21 protein-coding genes are annotated in these 21,216 nt (G+C 62.7%); 14 read left to right on the forward strand and 7 right to left on the reverse strand.

Going from position 1 to position 21,216, the window contains the following annotated elements; translation table 11 throughout:
* On the reverse strand, positions 1–673 hold a 673-nt coding region (locus tag UW3_RS26465), incomplete at its 3' end, for a Bug family tripartite tricarboxylate transporter substrate binding protein (protein WP_010220962.1).
* Between the two features lie 34 nt (positions 674–707).
* A complete protein-coding gene (locus tag UW3_RS0103860) occupies positions 708–1,994 on the reverse strand; it encodes an OprD family porin (protein ID WP_010220963.1) in 1,287 nt (428 codons plus the stop codon).
* 201 nt (positions 1,995–2,195) lie between these two features.
* Between UW3_RS0103860 and UW3_RS0103865 the strand changes: the two genes are divergently transcribed.
* Both UW3_RS0103865 and UW3_RS0103870 read left to right on the forward strand, forming a co-directional pair.
* The gene (locus UW3_RS0103865; RefSeq protein WP_010220964.1) at positions 2,196–2,867 is read left to right on the forward strand and encodes a response regulator; all 672 of its coding nucleotides are present in this window, start codon (positions 2,196–2,198) and stop codon (positions 2,865–2,867) included.
* Positions 2,860–4,239, forward strand: a complete 1,380-nt coding sequence (locus UW3_RS0103870; RefSeq protein ID WP_010220965.1) for a sensor histidine kinase — start codon at positions 2,860–2,862, stop codon at positions 4,237–4,239. Before UW3_RS0103865 ends, UW3_RS0103870 begins: the two co-directional genes overlap by 8 nt.
* Here the strand turns inward: UW3_RS0103870 and UW3_RS0103875 are convergent.
* Positions 4,236–5,042, reverse strand: coding sequence for an HDOD domain-containing protein (locus UW3_RS0103875; protein ID WP_010220966.1), 807 nt, complete (start codon positions 5,040–5,042; stop codon positions 4,236–4,238). The genes UW3_RS0103870 and UW3_RS0103875 overlap by 4 nt on opposite strands.
* A 55-nt stretch (positions 5,043–5,097) precedes the next feature.
* Positions 5,098–6,039, reverse strand: coding sequence for a CAF17-like 4Fe-4S cluster assembly/insertion protein YgfZ (gene ygfZ / locus UW3_RS0103880; RefSeq protein ID WP_010220967.1), 942 nt, complete (start codon positions 6,037–6,039; stop codon positions 5,098–5,100).
* 165 nt (positions 6,040–6,204) lie between these two features.
* On the opposite strand from ygfZ, the gene UW3_RS0103885 reads away from it, so the two are divergent.
* On the forward strand, positions 6,205–6,459 hold the full coding sequence (locus UW3_RS0103885; protein ID WP_010220968.1) for an FAD assembly factor SdhE: 255 nt from the start codon (positions 6,205–6,207) through the stop codon (positions 6,457–6,459).
* The gene (locus UW3_RS0103890) at positions 6,443–6,895 is read left to right on the forward strand and encodes a protein YgfX (RefSeq protein ID WP_010220969.1); all 453 of its coding nucleotides are present in this window, start codon (positions 6,443–6,445) and stop codon (positions 6,893–6,895) included. Before UW3_RS0103885 ends, UW3_RS0103890 begins: the two co-directional genes overlap by 17 nt.
* Here the strand turns inward: UW3_RS0103890 and nadB are convergent.
* Entirely contained in the window at positions 6,864–8,480 is a 1,617-nt protein-coding gene (gene nadB / locus UW3_RS0103895; protein WP_010220970.1) for an L-aspartate oxidase, read from the reverse strand. The genes UW3_RS0103890 and nadB overlap by 32 nt on opposite strands.
* 432 nt (positions 8,481–8,912) lie before the next feature.
* Between nadB and rpoE the strand changes: the two genes are divergently transcribed.
* From rpoE to pdxJ, 10 genes are all read left to right on the forward strand, one after another.
* A complete protein-coding gene (gene rpoE, locus UW3_RS0103900) occupies positions 8,913–9,494 on the forward strand; it encodes an RNA polymerase sigma factor RpoE/AlgU (RefSeq protein WP_010220971.1) in 582 nt (193 codons plus the stop codon).
* 31 nt (positions 9,495–9,525) lie between these two features.
* Complete coding sequence (locus UW3_RS0103905; RefSeq protein ID WP_010220972.1) at positions 9,526–10,116, forward strand: RseA family anti-sigma factor; 591 nt, start codon at positions 9,526–9,528, stop codon at positions 10,114–10,116.
* 12 nt (positions 10,117–10,128) lie between these two features.
* A complete protein-coding gene (locus UW3_RS0103910; RefSeq protein WP_010220973.1) occupies positions 10,129–11,094 on the forward strand; it encodes a MucB/RseB C-terminal domain-containing protein in 966 nt (321 codons plus the stop codon).
* A gap of 222 nt (positions 11,095–11,316) precedes the next feature.
* Positions 11,317–12,696 (forward strand): DegQ family serine endoprotease, encoded by a 1,380-nt coding sequence (locus tag UW3_RS0103915; RefSeq protein WP_162835468.1) that lies wholly within the window; start codon positions 11,317–11,319, stop codon positions 12,694–12,696.
* A 226-nt stretch (positions 12,697–12,922) separates the two neighbouring features.
* Positions 12,923–14,722: a translation elongation factor 4 gene (gene lepA, locus UW3_RS0103920; protein ID WP_026001187.1), complete on the forward strand. Its 1,800-nt coding sequence runs from the start codon at positions 12,923–12,925 to the stop codon at positions 14,720–14,722.
* A gap of 5 nt (positions 14,723–14,727) precedes the next feature.
* The gene (gene lepB / locus UW3_RS0103925; protein WP_010220976.1) at positions 14,728–15,582 is read left to right on the forward strand and encodes a signal peptidase I; all 855 of its coding nucleotides are present in this window, start codon (positions 14,728–14,730) and stop codon (positions 15,580–15,582) included.
* A 248-nt stretch (positions 15,583–15,830) separates the two neighbouring features.
* On the forward strand, positions 15,831–16,520 hold the full coding sequence (gene rnc / locus UW3_RS0103930) for a ribonuclease III (RefSeq protein ID WP_010220977.1): 690 nt from the start codon (positions 15,831–15,833) through the stop codon (positions 16,518–16,520).
* The gene (era, locus tag UW3_RS0103935; RefSeq protein ID WP_010220978.1) at positions 16,513–17,415 is read left to right on the forward strand and encodes a GTPase Era; all 903 of its coding nucleotides are present in this window, start codon (positions 16,513–16,515) and stop codon (positions 17,413–17,415) included. The genes rnc and era overlap by 8 nt, the downstream gene beginning before the upstream one ends.
* Before the next feature lie 57 nt (positions 17,416–17,472).
* Entirely contained in the window at positions 17,473–18,156 is a 684-nt protein-coding gene (gene recO, locus UW3_RS0103940; protein ID WP_010220979.1) for a DNA repair protein RecO, read from the forward strand.
* A gap of 63 nt (positions 18,157–18,219) precedes the next feature.
* A complete protein-coding gene (gene pdxJ / locus UW3_RS0103945; protein ID WP_249684443.1) occupies positions 18,220–18,945 on the forward strand; it encodes a pyridoxine 5'-phosphate synthase in 726 nt (241 codons plus the stop codon).
* Positions 18,946–19,084: 139 nt separating this feature from the next.
* On the opposite strand, the gene UW3_RS0103950 is transcribed toward pdxJ, so the two are convergent.
* Entirely contained in the window at positions 19,085–20,476 is a 1,392-nt protein-coding gene (locus UW3_RS0103950) for a heavy metal sensor histidine kinase (RefSeq protein ID WP_010220981.1), read from the reverse strand.
* Positions 20,473–21,147 carry a heavy metal response regulator transcription factor gene (locus tag UW3_RS0103955; protein WP_010220982.1) on the reverse strand — a complete coding sequence of 225 codons (675 nt, stop codon included), beginning with the start codon at positions 21,145–21,147 and terminating at the stop codon, positions 20,473–20,475. Before UW3_RS0103955 ends, UW3_RS0103950 begins: the two co-directional genes overlap by 4 nt.
* Positions 21,148–21,216: the final 69 nt, after the last annotated feature.

Consider the following 21,216-nt stretch of genomic DNA (forward strand, 5'->3'; position numbering starts at 1 on the left):
CGAGCAGGCGCATGTCTCCGCTCTGGATGTGCGGCATGGAGTCGGAGATATCGGTACTGCCGACCTGAATATGGCCGCCGAGCAGCGCCGTGGCGATTTCGCCGCCGCCTTCCAGGGCTACATAGCGCAGGTCGCGCGGGTTGATCCCGGCGGCCTTGGCGATCAGCGCGGTCTGCATCCAGTCCTGGCTGCCGACGGTACCGCCGGAGCCGATCACCACCTTGCTCGGGTCTTTTTTCAGGGCTGCGACCAGATCGTCGAGGGTCTTGTAGGGCGAATCGCTTTTCACTGCGATGGCACCGTAACTGGTGCCCACCGCCGCCAGCCAGCGCACGGCGTTCTCGTCGAAGCGGCCGAACTTGCCTTGTGCCAGGTTCAGCAGCGAACCACTGGACCAGGCCACCAGGGTGCCGGCATCGGCCGGACGCTGGGCGACCACAGCGTTATAGGCCACCGCGCCGACACCACCGGGCATGTAGGTGACGCGCATCGGCTTGCTGAGGATCTTCTCGTTGATCAGGGCGCTTTGCACCAGCTTGCAGGTCAGGTCGAAGCCACCGCCGGGCGAGGCCGGGGCGATGCATTCGGGGCGTTTCGGTTCTGCGGCCAGGACGTTACCGGCAAGCAGCAGGCAACCGGTGGCGAGGGCAATACGGCGCAGTGAAAAAGTCATCGTCTATCTCCGTGAGCATTATTGTTGTCGGGGATTACCACAGCGCAAGGCTGTAACTCACCAGCAGTCGCACTTCGTCGGCATCGCGGGCGAAGTTGGAACGGAAGGTGGCGTTGCGCAGGCGCACGGCGACGTTTTTCAGGGCGCCACTTTGCACCACGTACTTGAACTCGGTGTTGCGTTCCCACTCCTTGCCCTCACCGCCATCGGCCAGGCTGACATTATCGCCGCTGATGTAGCGGGTCATGAAGGTCAGGCCGGGGATGCCCAGCTTGGTGAAGTCATAGTCGTAACGAGCCTGCCAGGAGCGCTCGTCGGCGCCGGCAAAGTCGTTGATCTGCACGAAGTTGACCAGGTACGGGTCGGCGCCATCGACATAGGGGAAGGCCGTGTCGCCGGACAGGTGCTGGTAGCCGGCGCTGAGCTTGTGGCCATTGAGGCCGTAGCTGAGCATGCCGTTGAGCGCGGTGTTGTCGATGTTGCCGCCGCGAGCCTGGCCCTGGTCGTCACTGAAGGCCATGCGCAGGTCGGCGCCGAAGGTCCCCGGGCCCCAGGGCTGGGAGGCGATCATGCCGACGAAGTGCTGACGGTAGACATCGTCGAGCTGGGCCCAATGATAGCTGCCGGTGATCTTGTCGGTGAATTTGTAGTCCAGGCCGGCCATGTCGAAATGGTTACCGGCGACGGTGCCGAGAAAGCGGCTGTTCTTGTTGTTGAGGGCAATGTCTTCGTTGTTGGTGCTGTCGCGGTCACGGGCTTTTTCCAGGCGCCCGCCGGTGAAGGTCAGGTTCTTGATCTCGCCCGAGGTCAGCAGGCCGCCCTCGAAGGTCTGCGGCAGGATGCGCCCGTCGTTGGGCTGCAGGGTGGGCAGTTCCGGGATCAGGGTGCCGACCTTCAATTCGGTCTCGGAGAGTTTCACCTTGCCGGTCAGGCCGAGCTTGGAGTACTCGTCGGCGGCGCGGCCATCGTCATGGGTCGGCAGCAGGCCGGTGCCGGTGCGGTCGGGGCTGGAGTCGAGCTTGATACCAAGCATCCCCAGGGCATCAAGGCCAAAGCCTACAGTACCTTCGGTATAACCTGACTCGAAGTTGAGCATGAAGCCCTGGGCCCACTCGTCCCGTTTGGACTGCTGGGCGCTGGTACCGTCGCGAAAGTCGCGGTTGAAGTACATGTTGCGGGTTTCGAAGCTCGCCTTGCTGTCATCGAAGAAGGCGGCCTGGCTCAACGGGGCGACGCCGGCAAGGGCGAGGGCGCTGGCAACTGCGGTCTGGCGGGAAGGGCGTCGGGTAGGCGCGTACGCCTGCGGCTGCATGGACAGCATCGTGGAGTGACTCCGTTATTGTTCTTATTAGTTCGGACCTTGGGTCCGGTTTTACGGCAAGCAGAGTGAGCCGTGAGAGGATGCTAGGACGTGAACCTTTCGCTAACCTTTCAGCAGCTTTTGATTGCTGCGAAGGCTTCACAGGCGGGCTGTCGGCTGTACACTCCGCGCCATTGAACGCGACGCAAAGGGGAGAGATCGATGCGTGTGCTGCTCGTCGAAGACCATCTGCAACTGGCCGAAAGCGTGGCCCAGGCCCTGAAAAGCACCGGTCTGACCGTGGATGTGCTGCATGATGGCGTGGCCGCCGACCTGGCCCTGGCCAGCGAGGAATACGCCGTGGCGGTGCTCGATGTCGGCCTGCCGCGCATGGACGGTTTCGAGGTGCTGGCGCGCCTGCGCGCCCGCGGCAAAACCGTGCCGGTGCTGATGCTGACCGCGCGCAGCGACGTCAAGGACCGGGTCCATGGCCTGAACCTGGGCGCCGACGATTACCTGGCCAAACCCTTCGAACTGACCGAGCTGGAAGCGCGGGTCAAGGCCCTGTTGCGCCGCAGCGTCCTCGGTGGCGAGCGCCAGCAGCGCTGCGGGCCGCTGGTCTATGACCTCGATACCCGGCGTTTCACCCTCGGCGAAGAGCTGCTGACCCTGACCTCCCGCGAGCAGGCCGTGCTCGAAGCGCTGATCGCCCGGCCCGGGCGGGTGATGAGCAAGGAGCAACTGGCCGCCCAGGTGTTCGGCCTGGATGAAGAAGCCAGCGCCGACGCCATCGAAATCTACGTGCACCGCCTGCGCAAGAAGCTCGATGGCCATCCTGTGGCCATCGTTACCTTCAGGGGGCTCGGCTACCTGCTCGAGCATAAAGATGCGTGACAGCGGCAGCCTGCGCGGGCGGCTGCTGTGGAACCTGGCGATCCTGCTGGTGGTGCTGATGCTGGCCAGCGGCCTGAGCGCCTACTGGAACGGTCGCGAAGCCGCCGATACCGCCTACGACCGTACCTTGCTGGCCTCGGCGCGGACCATTGCCGCCGGCCTGTCGCAGCGCGACGGCACCCTCAGCGCCGATGTGCCTTATGTGGCCCTGGACACCTTCGCCTACGACAGCGCCGGGCGCATCTACTACCAGGTCAACGATATTCATCAGCGCTTGATCTCAGGCTACGAAAACCTGCCGGCACCGCCGCCCAATACCCCGCGCACTGACGACTACCCGGCCCTGGCACGCTTCTACAACGCCCGCTACCTGGGCCAGGACGTGCGTGTGGTCAGCCTGCTCAAGGCGGTCAGCGAGCCGAACATGAACGGCATGGCCGAAATCCGCGTGGCCGAAACCGAAGAAGCGCGGGTGCGCATGGCCCGCAGCCTGATGGCCGATACGTTGCTGCGCTTGGGCATGCTCGCCCTTGGCGCCCTGATGCTGGTGTGGTTTGCCGTCAGCGCTGCCCTGCGCCCGCTGGAGCGCTTGCGCAGTGCCGTGGAAGAACGTCAGCCCGATGACTTGCGGGCCTTGCCGGTGGTTCAGGTGCAGCGCGAACTGAGCCCGTTGGTACGCGCGCTGAACCACTTTACCGAACGCCTGCGCGGTCAGTTCGAGCGGCAGGCGCAGTTCATTGCCGAAGCCGCCCATGAGCTGCGCACGCCCCTGGCGGCACTCAAGGCACGGGTCGAATTGGGTTTGCGCTCGAATGAGCCGCAGGTCTGGCGCGAAACCCTGGAGTCCGCTGCGCAAGGCACCGATCGCCTGACCCATCTGGCCAACCAGTTGCTATCGCTGGCGCGGGTCGAGAACGGCGCGCGGGCGATTGCCGAGGGCGGCGCGCAACGCCTGGACCTCAGCCAGCTGGCCCGTGAACTGGGCATGGCCATGGCGCCGCTGGCCCATGCCCGTGGCGTGGCCCTGGCGCTGGAGGCCGAGGTGCCGGTGTGGGTGCGCGGCGAGCCAACGCTGCTCAACGAGCTGCTCAGCAACCTGGTCGACAATGCCCTGGCCCATACACCCAAGGGCGGCAATGTGATCCTGCGGGTCAGCGCCCCCGGCATTCTTGAGGTTGAAGACGACGGCCCGGGCATTCCTGAGCACGAGCGGGAAAAAGTCTTCGAGCGTTTCTACCGGCGCAGTGCCCAGGGTACCGGCCTGGGCCTGGCGATTGTCGGCGAGATCTGCCGCGCGCATTTGGCGCAGATCAGCCTGCATGATGGCGAGCGTGGTGGCTTGAAGGTACGGGTCAGCTTCAGCGCCGACTAGCGGAACATCGCCTTGGCGTCGAGCAGGTCGCTGGCCTGCAACTCGGTGCCGGTGGGCAGGCGCAGATGGCGGTAGGCGGGCAGGGCGGCCAGTGGTCGTTCCTTGCTGTTGCTGCTGAGCACCTGGGCGATCTGCACGATATCGACGTAATCGACCTTGTCGGTGCCGCGGTCCAGGTCCTGGATCAACCCGGGCAGGTGCACCAGTTGCTCGGGGAACTCCCACACGCTGAGGATCTTGTCGCCCAGTGCCGGATGGATCTGCTCGATCACATAGTTCAGGCTGACCGGGTCGGAAAGCAGCTCGTTGTGCTCTTCGGCATACAGCAGGATCGGCAATACACCAATCTGGTGAACCAGCCCGGCCAGTGCCGCCTGGTCCGGCTTGAGCTGGGTGAAGCGCAAGCACAGTTCATAGCTGATGCCGGCTACTTCCAGGCTTTTCGCCCAGATCTCGCGCATTTTTTGTTCAACGACATCGGAGCGGGCGTGGAAGATCTGTTCGATCACCAGGCCGATCGCCAGGTTGCAGCTGTAGTTGATGCCCAGGCGGGTGATGGCCGTGTGCAGGTCGGTGACCTCGGTGGCGGCGCGCAGCAAGGGGCTGTTGACCACCTTGATCAGGCGCGCCGAGAGCGCCGCATCGCGGCCGATCACCTTGCTCAGGGTGCTGACGCTGATCTCGCTGTCTTCGGCGGCTTCGCGAATGCTCAAGGCCACTTCCGGTAGGGTTGGCAGCACCAGGTCATCGTTGTCGATGGCGCTCAGCAGGTGGGCCTGGATCATCTCGGCCATCTTGTTCATGGTGATTCTCTACCGCAATTGAGGAGTGCCCCGCCCATAAAGGGCGGGAGCAGGCTCAGCGCTGGATTTCGCGATCGCGATCCAGTTCGTAAGGGAGCGTCAGCAGCGCCAGGCGCGGGCCTTCGGGGCTGCCCAGGTGCAGGTTGTCGTCTTGCACGGCATCGGCGCTCAGCACGGCCAGCAGTTCGCTGCCCTGCTCGCTGCGGGCGGCCAGCACCACTTCACCGACAGAGGAGTTATGGGTTGGCGAGAACACTTCGATCCCGGGCTCCGGCAGGCTGCCCTCGGCCAGGGCCAGGCGGTACTGGCGGCGCTTGAGCTTGCCCAGGTACTGCATGCGCGCGACGATTTCCTGGCCGGTATAGCAGCCTTTCTTGAAGCTGACGCCACCAACGGCTTGCAGGTTGATCATCTGCGGGATGAACAGTTCGCGGGTTTGCGGCATGACCTGGCCAATGCCGGCACGGATCTGGCCGAGCAGCCAGTCGTTGAGGTCGGCGTTGGCAAGCTTGGCGGCCAGTTGGGCTTGCACCGCTTCGGCCTGCTCGGCAGGTACCCACAACTCGACACGAGCGGCCGATACCGCGATGGCGATCAGGCCGTTGTGACGACTGACGGCGTCGGTCTGCGTCGGCACTTCCAGGCCCAGGGCCTGCAGGGCAGCTTCACCGTCGTGCAGGCCGAAGCGCACCCAGGCGGCACTGTCGTCGGTCAGCTTGGCCTTGGAGAACACCGCGTACTTCTTGAGGTCGGCCAGTTGCGGCTCGAGCAGTTCGCGGGTCATCGCCAGCAGGTAGCCATCACCCTCGGCAAGGATGCGAAAGCTCGACTGCATGCGGCCTTTGACCATGCAGCGGGCGCCGAGGCTGGCGGTATGGTCGTTGAGGTAACTGATATTGCAGGTCAATTGGCCTTGCAGGAACTTGCCGGCGTCCGAGCCGCGGACGGCGAGAACGCCTTCGTGGGAAAGGGTGCAGTAAAAAGCGGAGTCGGCCATGGTTTATCGCAAGGTGATAGGACTGGGGCCCATGATAGAGCGCTGTCGGCAAAATAGGTAGTTGAGTGCAGGCCTCTGTCATTATTTGCTCACATGTCCGGACCAACGTCGCGTGTCCCTCGGGCGCGGGCTCTGTATACTGGCGGCCTATTTTAGGAGGGCTTCATGGTCGAACAATCTGAACTCAACCGGCTCTTTTGGCACAGCCGCCGCGGCATGCTTGAGCTCGATGTATTGCTGGTCCCGTTCAGCGCGGAGGTCTACCCAACCCTGAGCGAGGCCGATCGTGAGTTGTACAAGCGCCTGCTGAGCTGCGAAGACCAGGACATGTTCGGCTGGTTCATGGAGCGCAGCGAGTCCGAAGACCCGGAGCTGCAACGCATGGTTCGCATCATCCTGGACCGTGTCCAGCCCAAGTGAGCGCTTCGAATGTCGCTGGCAGGGCTCAAGGGTTCTGCTGGCGGCTTACCTCGCCAGTCTGCTGCTAGCCCTGTTGGCGCTTGGCCTGCTGCAGGTGCCACTGTGGTTGCGCCTGGTAGCCATTGCCCTGTGCCTGTTACACGCGCTGTGGACTATTCCCCGGCGCATTCTGCTGACCCACCCCCAGGCCATTACCGCACTGCGTCGCGATGCTCACGGCTGGCAGTTGTTCAGCCGCGCCCAGGGCTGGCAGGCGGTGCAGCTCAAGCCCGACAGCCTGGCCTTGCCCGGGTGGGTGGTGCTGCGCTTTCGCAGGGACGGGCGGCGTTTAACCGAAGGCCAGTGCATCGCCTTTGACGCGCTGGAGCCGGTGCAGCACCGGCGCCTGCGTTTGCGCCTGAAGTTCAGTCGGCGTAGGTGGGCGGCTGCAGGATAGTGTCATGGGCCTCACTGAGCATGCCCGGGTAATCCAGGGTGTAGTGCAGGCCACGGCTTTCCTTGCGCTGCATGGCTGAGCGAATCATCAGCTCGGCAACCTGGGCCAGGTTGCGCAGCTCGATCAGGTCGCGGCTGACCTTGTAGTTGCTGTAGAACTCGTCGATTTCGTCGAGCAGCAGGCGCACTCGGTGTTCGGCACGCTGCAGGCGCTTGTTAGTGCGCACGATACCCACGTAGTCCCACATGAAGCGCCGCAGTTCGTCCCAGTTGTGGGCGATGATCACGTCTTCGTCCGAGTCGGTTACCTGGCTTGCGTCCCAGCACGGCAGCGCCTGCGGCATCTCGACTTGGTCCAGGCGGGCGACGATGTCGTTGGCGGCCGAGCGCCCGTAAACGAAGCATTCGAGCAGCGAGTTGCTGGCCATGCGGTTGGCGCCGTGCAGGCCGGTGAAGCTGGTTTCGCCGATGGCGTACAGGCCCGGCACGTCGGTCAGGCCTTGTTCGTCGACCATCACCCCGCCGCAGGTGTAATGGGCGGCCGGCACCACCGGGATCGGCTGGCGGGTGATGTCGATGCCGAAGGTCAGGCAGCGCTCGTAAACGGTGGGGAAGTGGCTTTTGACGAACTCGGCCGGTTTGTGGCTGATGTCCAGGTAGACGCAGTCCACCCCCAGGCGCTTCATTTCATGGTCGATGGCGCGGGCGACGATATCGCGCGGGGCCAGTTCTTCACGGGGGTCGAAGCGCGGCATGAACCGCTCGCCGTTGGGCAACGTGAGCAGGCCGCCTTCACCACGCAGGGCCTCGGTGATCAAAAAGCTCTTGGCCTGCGGGTGATACAGGCAGGTCGGGTGGAATTGATTGAATTCAAGGTTGGCCACCCGGCAACCGGCGCGCCAGGCCATGGCAATGCCATCGCCGCAGGCACCGTCGGGGTTGCTGGTGTACAGGTAGACCTTGGCCGCGCCGCCGGTCGCCAGCACGGTGAAACGGGCACCGAAGGTGTCGACTTCGCCGGTATTGCGGTCCAGTACATAGGCCCCCAGGCAGCGATCGCCGTCCTGGCCCAGACGCCGCTCGGTGATCAGGTCGACTGCCACCCGCTGCTCCAGCAGCTCGATGTTCGGGCGCAGTTGTGCTTGTGCCAGCAGGGTAGTGAAGATCGCCGCACCCGTGGCATCGGCGGCGTGGATGATGCGTCGATGGCTGTGGCCGCCTTCGCGGGTCAGATGAAATTCAAAACCGCTTTCTTCGTCGCCGGCGTGTTCGTCACGGGTGAAGGGCACGCCCTGGTCAATCAGCCACTGAATCGCTTCGCGGCTATGCTCAACGGTGAAGCGCACGGCGTCTTCATGGCACAAGCCGCCGCCGGCATTGAGGGTGTCCTCGACGTGGGACTGCACCGTGTCGGTATCGTCCAGTACCGCGGCCACGCCGCCCTGGGCCCAGAAGGTCGAGCCATTGGCGAGGTCGCCCTTGCTGAGCACGGCGACGCGCAGGTGGCCGGGAAGGGTCAGGGCCAGGCTGAGGCCGGCGGCACCGCTGCCGATCACGAGAACATCATGTTGGAATTGTTGGCTCATGTCAGGACACTAGTATCTGAAGGGGGGGATCGGCACAATAGTCAGGCGCTTATGGCATTGTGAAACTATCGTGAATCTGGACCGGCTGCCTTTATAGCAGTCACAAGGCCCTGATTTCCAATGGCGCTTGCACAGTCCTGGTAGCCTTTTGTGGGAACTTTCCGTGATGTATGGATATCCATAGAAGGCTGCCCGCACGCCATAATGCCGCGGCGACGCACGACAGGCGCCCCATGAAGGCACTGTTTGCGTATTCGAGACCCGATTATCGACGCAGGCGGCCGTGACCGCGCTGCGTTTTTCGTGCGAGCCGACCAAGGGCCGCAGGAAACTTGCTTGGAGGGGAGAACTTTTGCGCAAAGCCCGAGTCTATGGTTGCAAGCCTGAACGGTGGCGGGTGCGACGCTCCTTCGAGTTCACTGAGGAGTGTTCATGCTAACCCAGGAAGAGGATCAGCAGCTTGTCGAGCGCGTGCAGCGTGGCGACAGGCGAGCGTTCGATCTGTTGGTGCTGAAGTATCAGCACAAGATTCTCGGGTTGATCGTGCGTTTTGTCCACGACACCCATGAAGCCCAGGATGTGGCGCAAGAAGCTTTCATCAAGGCTTACCGCGCGCTTGGTAATTTTCGCGGTGACAGCGCCTTTTATACCTGGCTGTACCGTATTGCTATCAACACGGCAAAGAACTACCTGGTGTCCCGCGGTCGGCGGCCACCGGACAGTGATGTAAGTTCCGAGGATGCGGAATTTTACGACGGCGATCACGGCCTCAAGGATCTGGAGTCCCCCGAGCGCGCGTTGTTGCGAGATGAGATCGAAGGCACCGTCCATCGGACCATCCAGCAGCTGCCAGAAGATTTGCGTACGGCGTTAACTTTACGTGAATTCGATGGTCTGAGTTACGAGGACATTGCGAGCGTCATGCAGTGTCCGGTGGGTACCGTGCGCTCTCGAATCTTCCGCGCTCGGGAGGCCATAGACAAAGCCCTGCAGCCGTTGTTGCAGGAAACCTGAGACAGCGGCGACAGCCAAGAGAGGAACCGCCATGAGTCGTGAAGCTTTGCAGGAATCGCTGTCCGCGGTGATGGATAACGAAGCGGACGAGCTGGAGTTACGTCGGGTATTGAATGCCGTCGACGATCCTGAAACCCGTGCTACCTGGTCGCGTTACCAGGTTGCCCGTGCAGCCATGCACAAGGAGCTGGTGCTGCCACGGCTGGATATCGCCTCGGCCGTATCCGCCGCCCTGGCCGATGAAGCCGCTCCTGCCAAGGTCAGCCGTGGCCCGTGGCGCAGCCTGGGCCGCCTGGCCGTCGCCGCTTCGGTGACTGTCGCGGTACTGGCCGGCGTTCGTCTGTACAACCAGGATGAGATCAGTGGTGCCCAGCTGGCTGCCCAGCAACCGGCCCAGCAAGGTCTGAGCCTGCCACAGGCGCAAGGCCCGGCCGTATTGGCAGGCTATAGTGAGAATGCAGAACAGCCGGGCCCGATGGCCAATGGCGTGCTGCAAGGGCAAACCGGCTGGCATGACCAGCGTCTGCCTGGCTACCTGCGTCAGCATGCTCAGGAAGCAGCCCTCAAGGGTACCGAGAGCGCTCTGCCGTATGCACGTGCAGCCAGCCTGGAAAATCGTTAAGTAAGGAGGATCATGCGCGCGCTACCTCTCATACCGCTGCTGCTTGGTGGCTGGTTGACGGTGCCGGCCCTTGCCGCCAACTCCTCGCCGCAGGCAAGTGACTGGCTCAAACGTCTGGCCCAGGCCGAGCAACAGCAGAGTTATCAGGGTACTTTCGTTTACGAGCGTAACGGTAGTTTCTCCACCCACGACATCTGGCATCGCGTCCAGGACGGCAAGGTCAGCGAGCGGTTGTTGCAGCTCGACGGCTCAGCCCAGGAAGTCGTGCGTGTCGATGGCCATACCCAGTGCGTAAGCGGGGCCCTGGTCCCGGGTGTGGCCAACACCCCGGAAGCGGCGGCGCGAGTGCTTGACCCTTTGAGGTTGATGAGCTGGTACGACCTCGGGGTCGCCGGCAAGTCCAGGGTGGCAGACCGCGAAGCGGTCATCGTCACCCTTACCCCGCGTGATCAACACCGCTATGCCTTCGAGCTGCACCTGGATCGCCAGACCGGGCTGCCGCTCAAGTCGTTGATGCTCGATGATGGTGGACGTTTGCTCGAACGCTTCCAGTTCACCCGTCTGGACACCCGTGACGCGCCATCCGACGATCAGCTCAAAGCCAGCGATATCTGCAAGCCGGTCGCGCAACTGACCGCTCAGGCCGCGCAGCCTGCCACCGGTTGGCGTTCGGACTGGCTACCCCCGGGCTTTGAACTGATCAACAGTTCGGTGCGCAAGGATCCGCAAAGCAAGAACGCCGTCAGCAGCCTGATGTTCGACGATGGCCTGGCGCGCTTCTCGGTGTTCGTCGAAGCCCTGGACAAAGGCACTGCCGCTGATATCCGCACGCAACTGGGGCCGACCGTTGCCGTCTCGCGGCGCCTGACCACGCCCAAGGGCGAAATGATGGTCACCGTGGTGGGCGAGATCCCTATCGGTACTGCCGAACGCATTGCGCTGTCCATGCGCGCCCAGGATGCCCAGGCAAAAAAATGAGGCGCAGGCAATGAGGCTGACAAGGCGAGGATTGCTTGGCTGACATGATTGGCAAGCTTTGCAGTTTGCAAAAACTCCAGAATTTTTCTATAGGTCAGTCCTTTCGGGGGCTGGCCTTTCCTGCTTCTGCAGGTCCCTACTGCTAACCACGCTCGTTGTGACGGGAGCCGTATGTCAATACCACGCTTGAAAACCTACCTATCGTTGTTCGCCGCCGTGTTCATGCTCGGTCAGGTGCTCACCGCCCAGGCCGAAGCCCTGCCGGACTTCACCACCCTGGTCGAGCAGGCGTCGCCTGCGGTAGTGAACATCAGTACCAAGCAGAAACTGCCTAACCGCACGTACGCGGCGGGCCAGGTGCCAGATCTTGAAGGCCTGCCGCCGATGTTCCGCGAATTCTTCGAGCGCAACATGCCGCAAGCCCCGCGTTCGCCGCGCGGCGACCGTCAGCGCGAAGCGCAATCGCTGGGTTCGGGTTTCATCATCTCCAGTGACGGTTATGTGCTGACCAACAACCACGTGGTTGCCGACGCCGACGAAATCATCGTCCGCCTGTCGGACCGCAGCGAGTTGCAAGCCAAGCTGGTCGGCACCGACCCGCGCACCGACGTAGCCCTGCTCAAGGTCGAAGGCAAGGACCTGCCGACCGTCAAGCTGGGTGATTCCGAGAAGCTCAAGGTCGGTGAGTGGGTGCTGGCCATCGGTTCGCCGTTCGGTTTCGATCATTCGGTGACCAAAGGTATCGTCAGTGCCAAGGGCCGTACCCTGCCCAACGACACCTACGTGCCGTTCATCCAGACCGACGTGGCGATCAACCCGGGTAACTCTGGTGGCCCGCTGTTCAACATGAACGGTGAGGTGGTCGGTATCAACTCGCAGATCTTCACCCGTTCCGGCGGCTTCATGGGCCTGTCCTTCGCCATTCCGATCGACGTGGCGCTGGATGTTTCCAACCAGTTGAAGAAAGACGGCAAGGTCAGCCGCGGCTGGCTGGGCGTGGTGATCCAGGAGGTCAACAAGGACCTGGCCGAGTCCTTCGGCCTCGACAAGCCGGCCGGTGCCCTGGTGGCCCAGGTCCTGGAAGACGGCCCGGCGGCCAAGGGTGGCCTGCAGGTCGGTGACGTGATCCTGAGCATGAACGGTCAGCCAATCGTCATGTCCGCCGACCTGCCGCACCTGATCGGTGGTCTCAAGGATGGTGCCAAGGCCAAGCTGGACATCATTCGCAACGGCAAGCGCCAGTCCCTGGATGTGACCATCGGCGCACTGCCGGATGATGACGCCGAAGTCAGCACCAACCTCAACGGCGGTGTCGAGCGCAGCAGCAACCGTCTGGGCGTATCGGTGTCCGACCTGACCGCCGAGCAGAAGAAGGCCCTTGAACTCAAGGGCGGCGTGGTCATCAAGGAAGTCCAGGAAGGTCCGGCGGCGCTGATCGGCCTGCGTCCGGGCGATGTCATCAGCCACCTGAACAACCAGGCGATCCTTTCGGCCAAGCAGTTCACCGAAATTGCCAAGGAACTGCCGAAGAACCGTTCGGTGTCCATGCGTGTCCTGCGTCAGGGGCGCGCCAGCTTCATCACCTTCAAACTGGCTGAATAAGTCGGGTTGAACAAAAAAGGGCAGCCTCGGCTGCCCTTTTTGCTGGGCGCCGCCCCAGGCCCCCGCAGGTTTTCCTGGCTCATTTGCGGGTCAGGTTGCCAGCATGCAAGCATTTCCCACAGCTCCCGTGCCCACAGTTCACGTGACGCCAACGTCAAGCTTCAGGTACAATTCCCGGCTATTTTTCGGTGGGCGTCCGGCCCGCAGCCTTTTTGAGTGTTGATCCGTGAGTGATTTGAGTCATATCCGCAATTTCTCCATCATCGCCCACATTGACCATGGCAAGTCGACCCTGGCCGACCGCTTCATTCAGATGTGCGGTGGCCTGACTGCGCGTGAGATGGAAGCCCAGGTACTCGATTCCATGGACCTGGAGCGTGAGCGCGGTATCACCATCAAAGCCCACAGCGTCACCCTGCACTACAAGGCGCAGGACGGCAAAACCTACCAGCTGAACTTCATCGACACCCCCGGCCACGTTGACTTCACCTACGAAGTCAGCCGCTCGCTGGCAGCCTGTGAAGGTGCCTTGCTGGTGGTCGATGCCGGCCAGGGCGTAGAAGCCCAGTCGGTCGCCAACTGCTATACCGCCATCGAGCAGGGCCTTGAGGTCATGCCGGTGCTGAACAAGATGGACCTGCCCCAGGCCGACCCGGACAAGGTCAAGGACGAGATCGAGAAGATCATCGGCATTGACGCCACCGACGCCGTGGCCTGCAGCGCCAAGAGCGGCATGGGCGTGGACGAGGTGCTCGAGCGCCTGGTGCACACCATTCCAGCCCCTACCGGTGACATCGAGGCGCCGCTGCAGGCGCTGATCATCGACTCCTGGTTCGACAACTACCTGGGCGTCGTCTCCCTAGTGCGCGTCCGTCACGGCCGGGTGAAGAAGGGCGACAAGATCCTGGTCAAGTCCACCGGCAAGATCCACCTGGTCGACAGCGTCGGTGTGTTCACCCCCAAGCACACCCAGACCGCCGACCTCAAAGCCGGTGAAGTAGGCTTCATCATCGCCAGCATCAAGGACATTCACGGTGCGCCGGTGGGTGACACCCTGACCCTGAGCACGACCCCCGAGGTCGAGGTGCTGCCCGGTTTCAAACGTATTCAACCGCAAGTCTATGCCGGCCTGTTTCCCGTCAGTTCCGATGATTTCGAAGATTTTCGTGATGCATTGCAGAAACTGACCCTGAACGACTCGTCGCTGCAGTACCTGCCGGAAAGCTCCGATGCCCTGGGCTTCGGCTTCCGTTGCGGCTTCCTCGGCATGCTGCACATGGAGATCATCCAGGAGCGCCTGGAGCGCGAATACGACCTGGACCTGATCACCACCGCGCCAAGCGTAATCTTCGAGGTCAAGCTCAAGACCGGCGAAACCATCTACGTCGACAACCCGTCGAAACTGCCGGATGTGTCCTCGGTCGAAGACTTCCGTGAGCCGATCGTTTCGGCCACCATCCTGGTGCCGCAGGAGCACCTGGGTAACGTCATTACCCTGTGCATCGAGAAGCGTGGTGTGCAGCGCGACATGCAGTTCCTCGGTTCGCAGGTGCAAGTACGCTACGATCTGCCGATGAACGAAGTGGTACTGGACTTCTTCGACCGTCTGAAGTCCACCAGCCGCGGTTATGCTTCGCTGGACTACCATTTCGACCGCTACCAGTCGGCTAACCTGGTCAAGCTTGACGTACTGATCAACGGTGACAAGGTCGACGCCCTGGCGCTGATCGTGCACCGCGACAATGCGCACTACAAGGGCCGCGCATTAACCGAGAAGATGAAGGAACTGATTCCTCGGCAGATGTTCGATGTGGCAATCCAGGCCGCCATTGGCGGGCAGATTGTTGCGCGTACCACTGTCAAGGCGCTCAGAAAGAACGTACTGGCCAAATGCTACGGTGGCGACGTTAGCCGTAAGCGCAAGCTGTTGGAGAAGCAGAAGGCCGGTAAGAAACGCATGAAACAGGTCGGCAACGTGGAAATCCCACAAGAAGCCTTCCTCGCCGTGCTCAGGTTGGATAGTTAGGTCCTATGTCGCTAAATTTCCCGCTGTTGCTTGTCATCGCCGTTGCCGTCTGCGGTCTGTTGGCCCTGGTCGATCTGCTGTTCCTGGCCCCGCGCCGGCGTTCGGCAATCGCCAACTATCAGGGCAGCGTCAGCCAGCCTGAAATGGCAGTGGTCGAGCGTCTGAACAAGGAACCGTTGCTGGTCGAGTACGGTAAATCGTTCTTCCCGGTGCTGTTCATTGTCCTGGTGCTGCGTTCGTTCCTGATCGAACCGTTCCAGATCCCTTCGGGGTCGATGAAGCCGACCCTGGAAGTGGGCGATTTCATCCTGGTGAACAAGTTCTCCTACGGGATTCGCCTGCCGGTGATCGACAAGAAGGTCATCGAGGTGGGTGACCCGCAGCGCGGCGATGTCATGGTGTTCCGCTACCCGAGCGATCCGAACGTCAATTACATCAAGCGGGTGGTTGGCCTGCCGGGCGACCAGATTCGCTACACCAGCGACAAGAAGCTGACCGTCAACGGTCAGGCGATTGCCGAGCAACTGGTCGGCACTGAGCCTGGGACCCTGGGCAGCGCCGAGCTGTACAAGGAAAAACTGGGCGAAGCCGAGCACCTGATCCGCAAGGAAATGAGCCGCTATCGCATGCCGCCTGACCAGCAATGGACAGTCCCGGCCGGCCATTACTTCATGATGGGCGACAACCGCGACAACTCCAACGACAGCCGTTACTGGGATGACCCGAGCATTCCCAAGGCACTGCACGGCATGGTTCCGGACAAGAACATCGTCGGCAAGGCCTTTGCGGTCTGGATGAGCTGGCCAGAGCCTAAACTGAGCCACTTCCCGAACCTGTCGCGGGTCGGGTTGATCAAGTAACACCACAACGGCGCTGTCCTGGGACAGCGCCGAATGCGTTTCTGGCATAGGCTGTGTTCAGGGATCTCGCGATTCCACCGAGCATCGCGGCCAGCGAGCATGAGCCAAACAGTCTTTCAGGATGTTGATTTGAACAACGCGTTAAATCCGACGGTAGCCCCGATGGCGGCGTACCGAGCTGTAAAGTGTGAGCCTGGTGCCCTGGCGCGCGGGCTGAATTTCGACCACGAACTGCGCGTGGGTACACTGTGAGCGTTTCCTTGAGCCGCCTCGAGCGCCAGCTCGGTTATACCTTCAAGAACCAGGAGCTGATGCTGCTGGCCCTGACGCACCGCAGTTTTGCCGGGCGTAACAACGAACGCCTCGAGTTTCTCGGCGATGCGATCCTCAACTTCGTCGCCGGTGAAGCGCTGTTCGAGCGTTTCCCCCAGGCCCGCGAAGGCCAGCTGTCGCGCTTGCGGGCGCGTCTGGTCAAGGGCGAGACCCTGGCGGTACTGGCCCGTGGCTTTGACTTGGGCGAATACCTGCGCCTGGGCTCGGGCGAGCTGAAAAGCGGCGGTTTCCGCCGCGAGTCGATCCTTGCCGATGCCCTGGAGGCGCTGATTGGCGCCATCTACCTGGACTCGGACATGCAAACCGCCCGCGAGCGGGTGCTGGCATGGCTGGCAGGCGAATTCGAAAGCCTGACCCTGGTCGATACCAACAAGGACCCGAAAACCCGTCTGCAGGAATTCTTGCAGTCGCGGGCCTGCGAACTGCCGCGCTACGAAGTGGTGGATATTCAAGGTGAACCCCATTGCCGGACGTTTTTCGTCGAATGCGAAGTGACCCTTTTGACTGAAAAAAGCCGAGGGCAAGGCGTCAGCCGGCGTATCGCCGAGCAAGTCGCGGCCGCCGCAGCACTGATCGCCCTGGGCGTGGAGAATGGCAATGACTGATACCAACACTACCCGCTGCGGCTATGTCGCCATTGTCGGCCGCCCGAACGTGGGCAAGTCGACCCTGCTCAACCACATCCTCGGGCAAAAGCTCGCGATCACCTCGCGCAAGCCGCAGACCACTCGCCACAACATGCTAGGGATCAAGACCGAAGGTGATGTCCAGGCGATCTACGTCGATACCCCGGGCATGCACAAGAGCAACGAAAAGGCGCTCAACCGCTACATGAACAAGACCGCCTCGGCCGCCCTCAAGGACGTCGACGTGGTGATCTTCGTCGTTGACCGCACCAAGTGGACCGACGAAGACCAACTGGTGCTCGAGCGTGTGCAGTACGTGCAGGGGCCGGTGATCCTGGCGATCAACAAGACCGACCGGATCGAAGAGAAAGCCGACCTGATCCCGCACCTGCAGTGGCTGCAGGAACAACTGCCAAACGCTGAAATCGTGCCGATTTCGGCCCAGCAGGGGCACAACCTCGACGCCCTTGAAGGGCTGATCGCCAAGCACCTGCCGGAAAACGATCACTTCTTCCCGGAAGACCAGATCACCGACCGCAGCAGCCGCTTCCTGGCCGCCGAACTGGTGCGCGAGAAGATCATGCGTCAGCTCGGCGCGGAGCTGCCATACCAGATCACCGTGGAAATCGAAGAGTTCAAGCAGCAGGGCAAGATCCTGCACATCCATGCGCTGATCCTGGTCGAGCGTGACGGCCAGAAGAAGATCATCATTGGCGACAAGGGCGAGCGGATCAAACGCATCGGCTCCGAGGCGCGCAAGGACATGGAAGTGCTGTTCGACGCCAAGGTCATGCTCAACCTCTGGGTCAAGGTCAAGGGTGGCTGGTCCGACGACGAACGCGCCCTGCGTTCGCTGGGCTACGGCGACCTCTGATTGCTCCAGGCCCGGTAGCGTTCGCTGCCGGGTCGAACCTCTTCTGAAGCGCCGCTCATGGAACTGCCAGTTGGCCAACCGGCCTATGTGCTGCACAGCCGGGCCTACCGTGAAACCAGTGCGCTGGTGGATTTCCTCACCCCGCAAGGGCGCCTGCGCGCCGTCATGCGCCGTGCCCGTGGCAAGGCCGGCAGCCAGGTGCGCCCCTTCGTCCCCCTGGAAGTCGAGTTTCGCGGCCGCGGCGAGCTGAAAAACGTCGGCCGTCTGGACAGCGTCGGCGTGGCCGCCTGGCTGCATGGCGATGCGCTGTTCAGCGGGTTGTACCTCAACGAGCTGCTGATTCGCCTGCTGCCGGCTGAAGACCCGCATCCGGTGGTGTTCGAGCACTATGCGGCGACCTTGCAGGCCCTGGCGGCGGGACGGCCGTTGGAGCCACTGCTAAGGGCGTTCGAATGGCGCCTGCTGGACGAGCTGGGCTATGCCTTTGCGCTCGATCAGGACATCAACGGTGATCCGCTGGTGGTCGATGGCCTGTACCGCTTGCAGGTCGATGCCGGGCTTGAGCGGGTCTACCTGTTGCAGCCGGGGCTGTTCAACGGTGCCGAGCTGTTGGCCATGGCCGATGCCGACTGGGAAATTCCTGGCGCCCTGAGCGCGGCCAAGCGCCTGATGCGCCAGGCCCTGGCCGTGCATCTGGGCGGTCGGCCGCTGGTCAGTCGCGAACTGTTTCGCAAGCGCTGAACAACGTCGTATGCTGTGGGGCTCAATCTTCAGGAGAGCCTCTTCGTGACTCAAAGCAACCGCATGCTGCTCGGCGTGAACATCGACCACGTGGCGACCCTGCGCCAGGCGCGTGGCACCCGCTACCCGGACCCGGTGAAAGCCGCGCTGGACGCCGAAGAGGCCGGTGCCGATGGCATTACCGTGCACCTGCGCGAAGACCGCCGGCACATCCAGGAGCGCGACGTGCTGCTGCTCAAGGACGTGCTGCAGACGCGCATGAACTTCGAAATGGGCGTCACCGAAGAAATGATGGCGTTCGCCGAACGCATTCGCCCGGCGCATATCTGCCTGGTACCGGAAACCCGTCAGGAGCTGACCACCGAAGGCGGCCTGGATGTCGCTGGCCAGGAGGCGCGGATCAAGGCCGCAGTCGAGCGCCTGTCGCGCCTGGGCTCGGAAGTGTCCTTGTTCATCGATGCCGACGAGCGTCAGATCGAAGCCTCGCGCCGTGTCGGTGCGCCGGCCATCGAGCTGCACACCGGCCGTTATGCCGATGCGCAAACCCCCGGCGAAGTGGCCGAAGAGCTCAAGCGCGTGGCCGATGGCGTAGCCTTTGGCCTGGGCCAGGGGCTGATCGTCAATGCCGGTCATGGCTTGCATTACCACAACGTTGAGGCAGTGGCGGCGATCAAGGGTATCAATGAACTGAACATCGGCCATGCGCTGGTGGCTCATGCACTGTTCGTCGGCTTCAAGTCGGCGGTGGCAGAGATGAAGGCGTTGATCCTGGCGGCCAGTCGGCACTAACAGATTCGACGCCCATCCTGTGGGAGCTGGCTTGCCAGCGATCGAGCGCGTAGCGGTCGCCTAATAGGCAGTGGATGTGCTGCCTGTACTGGCCTCATCGCTGGCAAGCCAGCTCCCACACGATTGGGTGTAGGTCCATTTATTCGGTAGTATCGGCAAACACCAGGCTGAACCGCGTCACCCCCTGCAGTTCGCTGTGCACCTCAACCCGTCCGCCATGCACCTGCATGATCGAGCGCACGATCGCCAGCCCCAGCCCCGTCCCGCCTTCCAGGCGTGAGCGCCCCGAACCCACGCGGTAAAAGCGTTCGAACAGATGCTGCAAATGCGCCTGGGCAATGCCCGGCCCGTGATTAACCACCGACACCCACACCGAACCGTCCCGGCGTTCTATGCCAATGTTGATCGGCTGCCCCTCATCGCCATGACGGATCGCATTGCTGAGCAAGTTGGACAGCGCCCGCTGCACCATCAACCGCTCACCCATCACCGTGCCCCAGCCCTGCACATGCAAGGTAATGCCCTTTTGCTCGGCATTGCATTCGAACAGTTCGCACACCCGCTGCACCTCGTCGGCCAGCACCACCGGTTTGAGCGGCACCTGCGCCTGCGGCTGGCTGACCTGGGCGAGGAACAGCATGTCGTTGATGATGCGGTTCAGCCGGGTCAGTTCCTCGATGCTGTTCTCCAGCGCTTCGCGGTACTCGTCGTTGGAGCGCTCGCGGGTCAGGGTGACCTGGGCCTTGCCCATCAGGTTGCCGATGGGGGTGCGCAGTTCATGGGCAAGGTCGTCGGAAAATTGCGACAGCCGCTGCACGCCGTCGTCCAGGCGGTCGAGCATGATGTTGATTCCGCCCGCCAGGTCACCCAGCTCTTGCGGCAGGCCGGCTTCCGGCAGGCGGTGGCTGAGGGTTTGCGCCGAGACCTGTTCGGCAACCCGGCGAAAGCGGCGCAATGGCAGCAGACCGCGCTGGACCAGCTTCCAGGCGCCCAGGCCAATCAGCAACAGCAGCAGCGGCAAGGCCCAGAGGGTCGAGCCCAGATAGGCCTGGAGCAGGGCATGGTCGTCGGCACGGTTGACCGTCAGCAGCACCCGCACCAGGGTGCCGTCCTGCAGGCGCATCAGCCGCGAAGCGGTCAGCAGATGGTCGCCATCCTGATCGCGCCACGGGCTGAAGCTTAGCTGCGGGCCGCTCTCAATCTGCAGCAAGGCGCTGGCTTCCAGGGCCGGGCCCAGGGTCAGCAAGGCCGAATGGCGGCCGGTCAGGGCAATCACGCTCAGGCTCAGGTTGTCGTGGCCCATGATCACATCCAGCAGCGGATGCACCGGTGTGCGCAGGTCGGCGGCTTTCAGGTCAATCGTCAGGCTATGCTCGATCTGCACCATCTTGTTGGCCAGGTGCTTGCGTGCCCGGCTGTCCAGCTCGTGGTCGAGGGCAAATACCGCCAGGCAAGCGAGCAGCAGCACCAGTGCCGCGCCCATCAGGCTGACGCTCAGGCCCAGGCGCAGCGACAGGCGCGCAGGTTTCATTCGCGAGCCTCAAGCACATAACCGACGCCGCGCAGGGTGTGGATCAGCTTGTCGTCGAACGGGTCGTCGATTTTCGCCCGCAGGCGGCGGATCGACACTTCCACCACGTTGGTGTCGCAGTCGAAGTTCATGTCCCAGACCAGCGAAATGATCTGCGTGCGCGACAGCACCTCACCGCTCTGGCGCATCAGCAGGTGCAGCAGGGCGAACTCCTTGGCGGTCAGGTCGATGCGCTGGCCGTTGCGGTAGGCGCGATGGCGGCTAGGGTCCAGCTCGAGGTCGGCGACCTTGAGCGTATTCGGTTGCAGTGCCTGGTCGTTGCGCCGCAGCAGGCTGCGGATGCGCGCCAGCAGCTCGGGGAATTCGAAAGGTTTGAGCAGGTAGTCGTCGGCACCCAGGTCCAGGCCCTTGACCCGGTCGGCCAGCCGGCCGTGGGCCGTGAGCATCATGATCCGCGTACTGGATTCTGCACGCAGGCGCTGCAGTACGGTCCAACCATCGAGCTCGGGCAGGTTGACGTCGAGAATGACCAGGTCATAAGCCTGCTGGCGAGCCAGGTGCAGGCCGTCGGCACCGGTGTGGGCGCAATCGACGATGTAACCGTTCTCGCGCAGGCCCTGTTGCAGGTATTCGGCAGTGCGCAGTTCGTCCTCGACAATCAGTAGACGCATGGGGTGACTCGTTGGTAGTGAAAGACGCTGATTCTCAACCCTATAGTTACTGCAAGGTCAAGCGGTGAA

The sequence above is a fragment of the Pseudomonas donghuensis genome (assembly GCF_000259195.1).
Lineage (GTDB): Bacteria > Pseudomonadota > Gammaproteobacteria > Pseudomonadales > Pseudomonadaceae > Aquipseudomonas > Aquipseudomonas donghuensis.

What these genes read in the sequence shown, in the direction of transcription:
- UW3_RS0103860 (WP_010220963.1), bottom strand. Translation starts at nt 1,994, where the DNA reads ATGCTGTCCATGCAGCCGCAGGCGTACGCGCCTACCCGACGCCCTTCC.
- UW3_RS0103865 (WP_010220964.1), top strand. Translation starts at nt 2,196, where the DNA reads ATGCGTGTGCTGCTCGTCGAAGACCATCTGCAACTGGCCGAAAGCGTG.
- UW3_RS0103870 (WP_010220965.1), top strand. Translation starts at nt 2,860, where the DNA reads ATGCGTGACAGCGGCAGCCTGCGCGGGCGGCTGCTGTGGAACCTGGCG.
- UW3_RS0103875 (WP_010220966.1), bottom strand. Translation starts at nt 5,042, where the DNA reads ATGAACAAGATGGCCGAGATGATCCAGGCCCACCTGCTGAGCGCCATC.
- ygfZ (WP_010220967.1), bottom strand. Translation starts at nt 6,039, where the DNA reads ATGGCCGACTCCGCTTTTTACTGCACCCTTTCCCACGAAGGCGTTCTC.
- UW3_RS0103885 (WP_010220968.1), top strand. Translation starts at nt 6,205, where the DNA reads ATGGTCGAACAATCTGAACTCAACCGGCTCTTTTGGCACAGCCGCCGC.
- nadB (WP_010220970.1), bottom strand. Translation starts at nt 8,480, where the DNA reads ATGAGCCAACAATTCCAACATGATGTTCTCGTGATCGGCAGCGGTGCC.
- rpoE (WP_010220971.1), top strand. Translation starts at nt 8,913, where the DNA reads ATGCTAACCCAGGAAGAGGATCAGCAGCTTGTCGAGCGCGTGCAGCGT.
- UW3_RS0103905 (WP_010220972.1), top strand. Translation starts at nt 9,526, where the DNA reads ATGAGTCGTGAAGCTTTGCAGGAATCGCTGTCCGCGGTGATGGATAAC.
- UW3_RS0103910 (WP_010220973.1), top strand. Translation starts at nt 10,129, where the DNA reads ATGCGCGCGCTACCTCTCATACCGCTGCTGCTTGGTGGCTGGTTGACG.
- UW3_RS0103915 (WP_162835468.1), top strand. Translation starts at nt 11,317, where the DNA reads ATGCTCGGTCAGGTGCTCACCGCCCAGGCCGAAGCCCTGCCGGACTTC.
- lepB (WP_010220976.1), top strand. Translation starts at nt 14,728, where the DNA reads ATGTCGCTAAATTTCCCGCTGTTGCTTGTCATCGCCGTTGCCGTCTGC.
- era (WP_010220978.1), top strand. Translation starts at nt 16,513, where the DNA reads ATGACTGATACCAACACTACCCGCTGCGGCTATGTCGCCATTGTCGGC.
- recO (WP_010220979.1), top strand. Translation starts at nt 17,473, where the DNA reads ATGGAACTGCCAGTTGGCCAACCGGCCTATGTGCTGCACAGCCGGGCC.
- pdxJ (WP_249684443.1), top strand. Translation starts at nt 18,220, where the DNA reads ATGCTGCTCGGCGTGAACATCGACCACGTGGCGACCCTGCGCCAGGCG.
- UW3_RS0103950 (WP_010220981.1), bottom strand. Translation starts at nt 20,476, where the DNA reads ATGAAACCTGCGCGCCTGTCGCTGCGCCTGGGCCTGAGCGTCAGCCTG.
- UW3_RS0103955 (WP_010220982.1), bottom strand. Translation starts at nt 21,147, where the DNA reads ATGCGTCTACTGATTGTCGAGGACGAACTGCGCACTGCCGAATACCTG.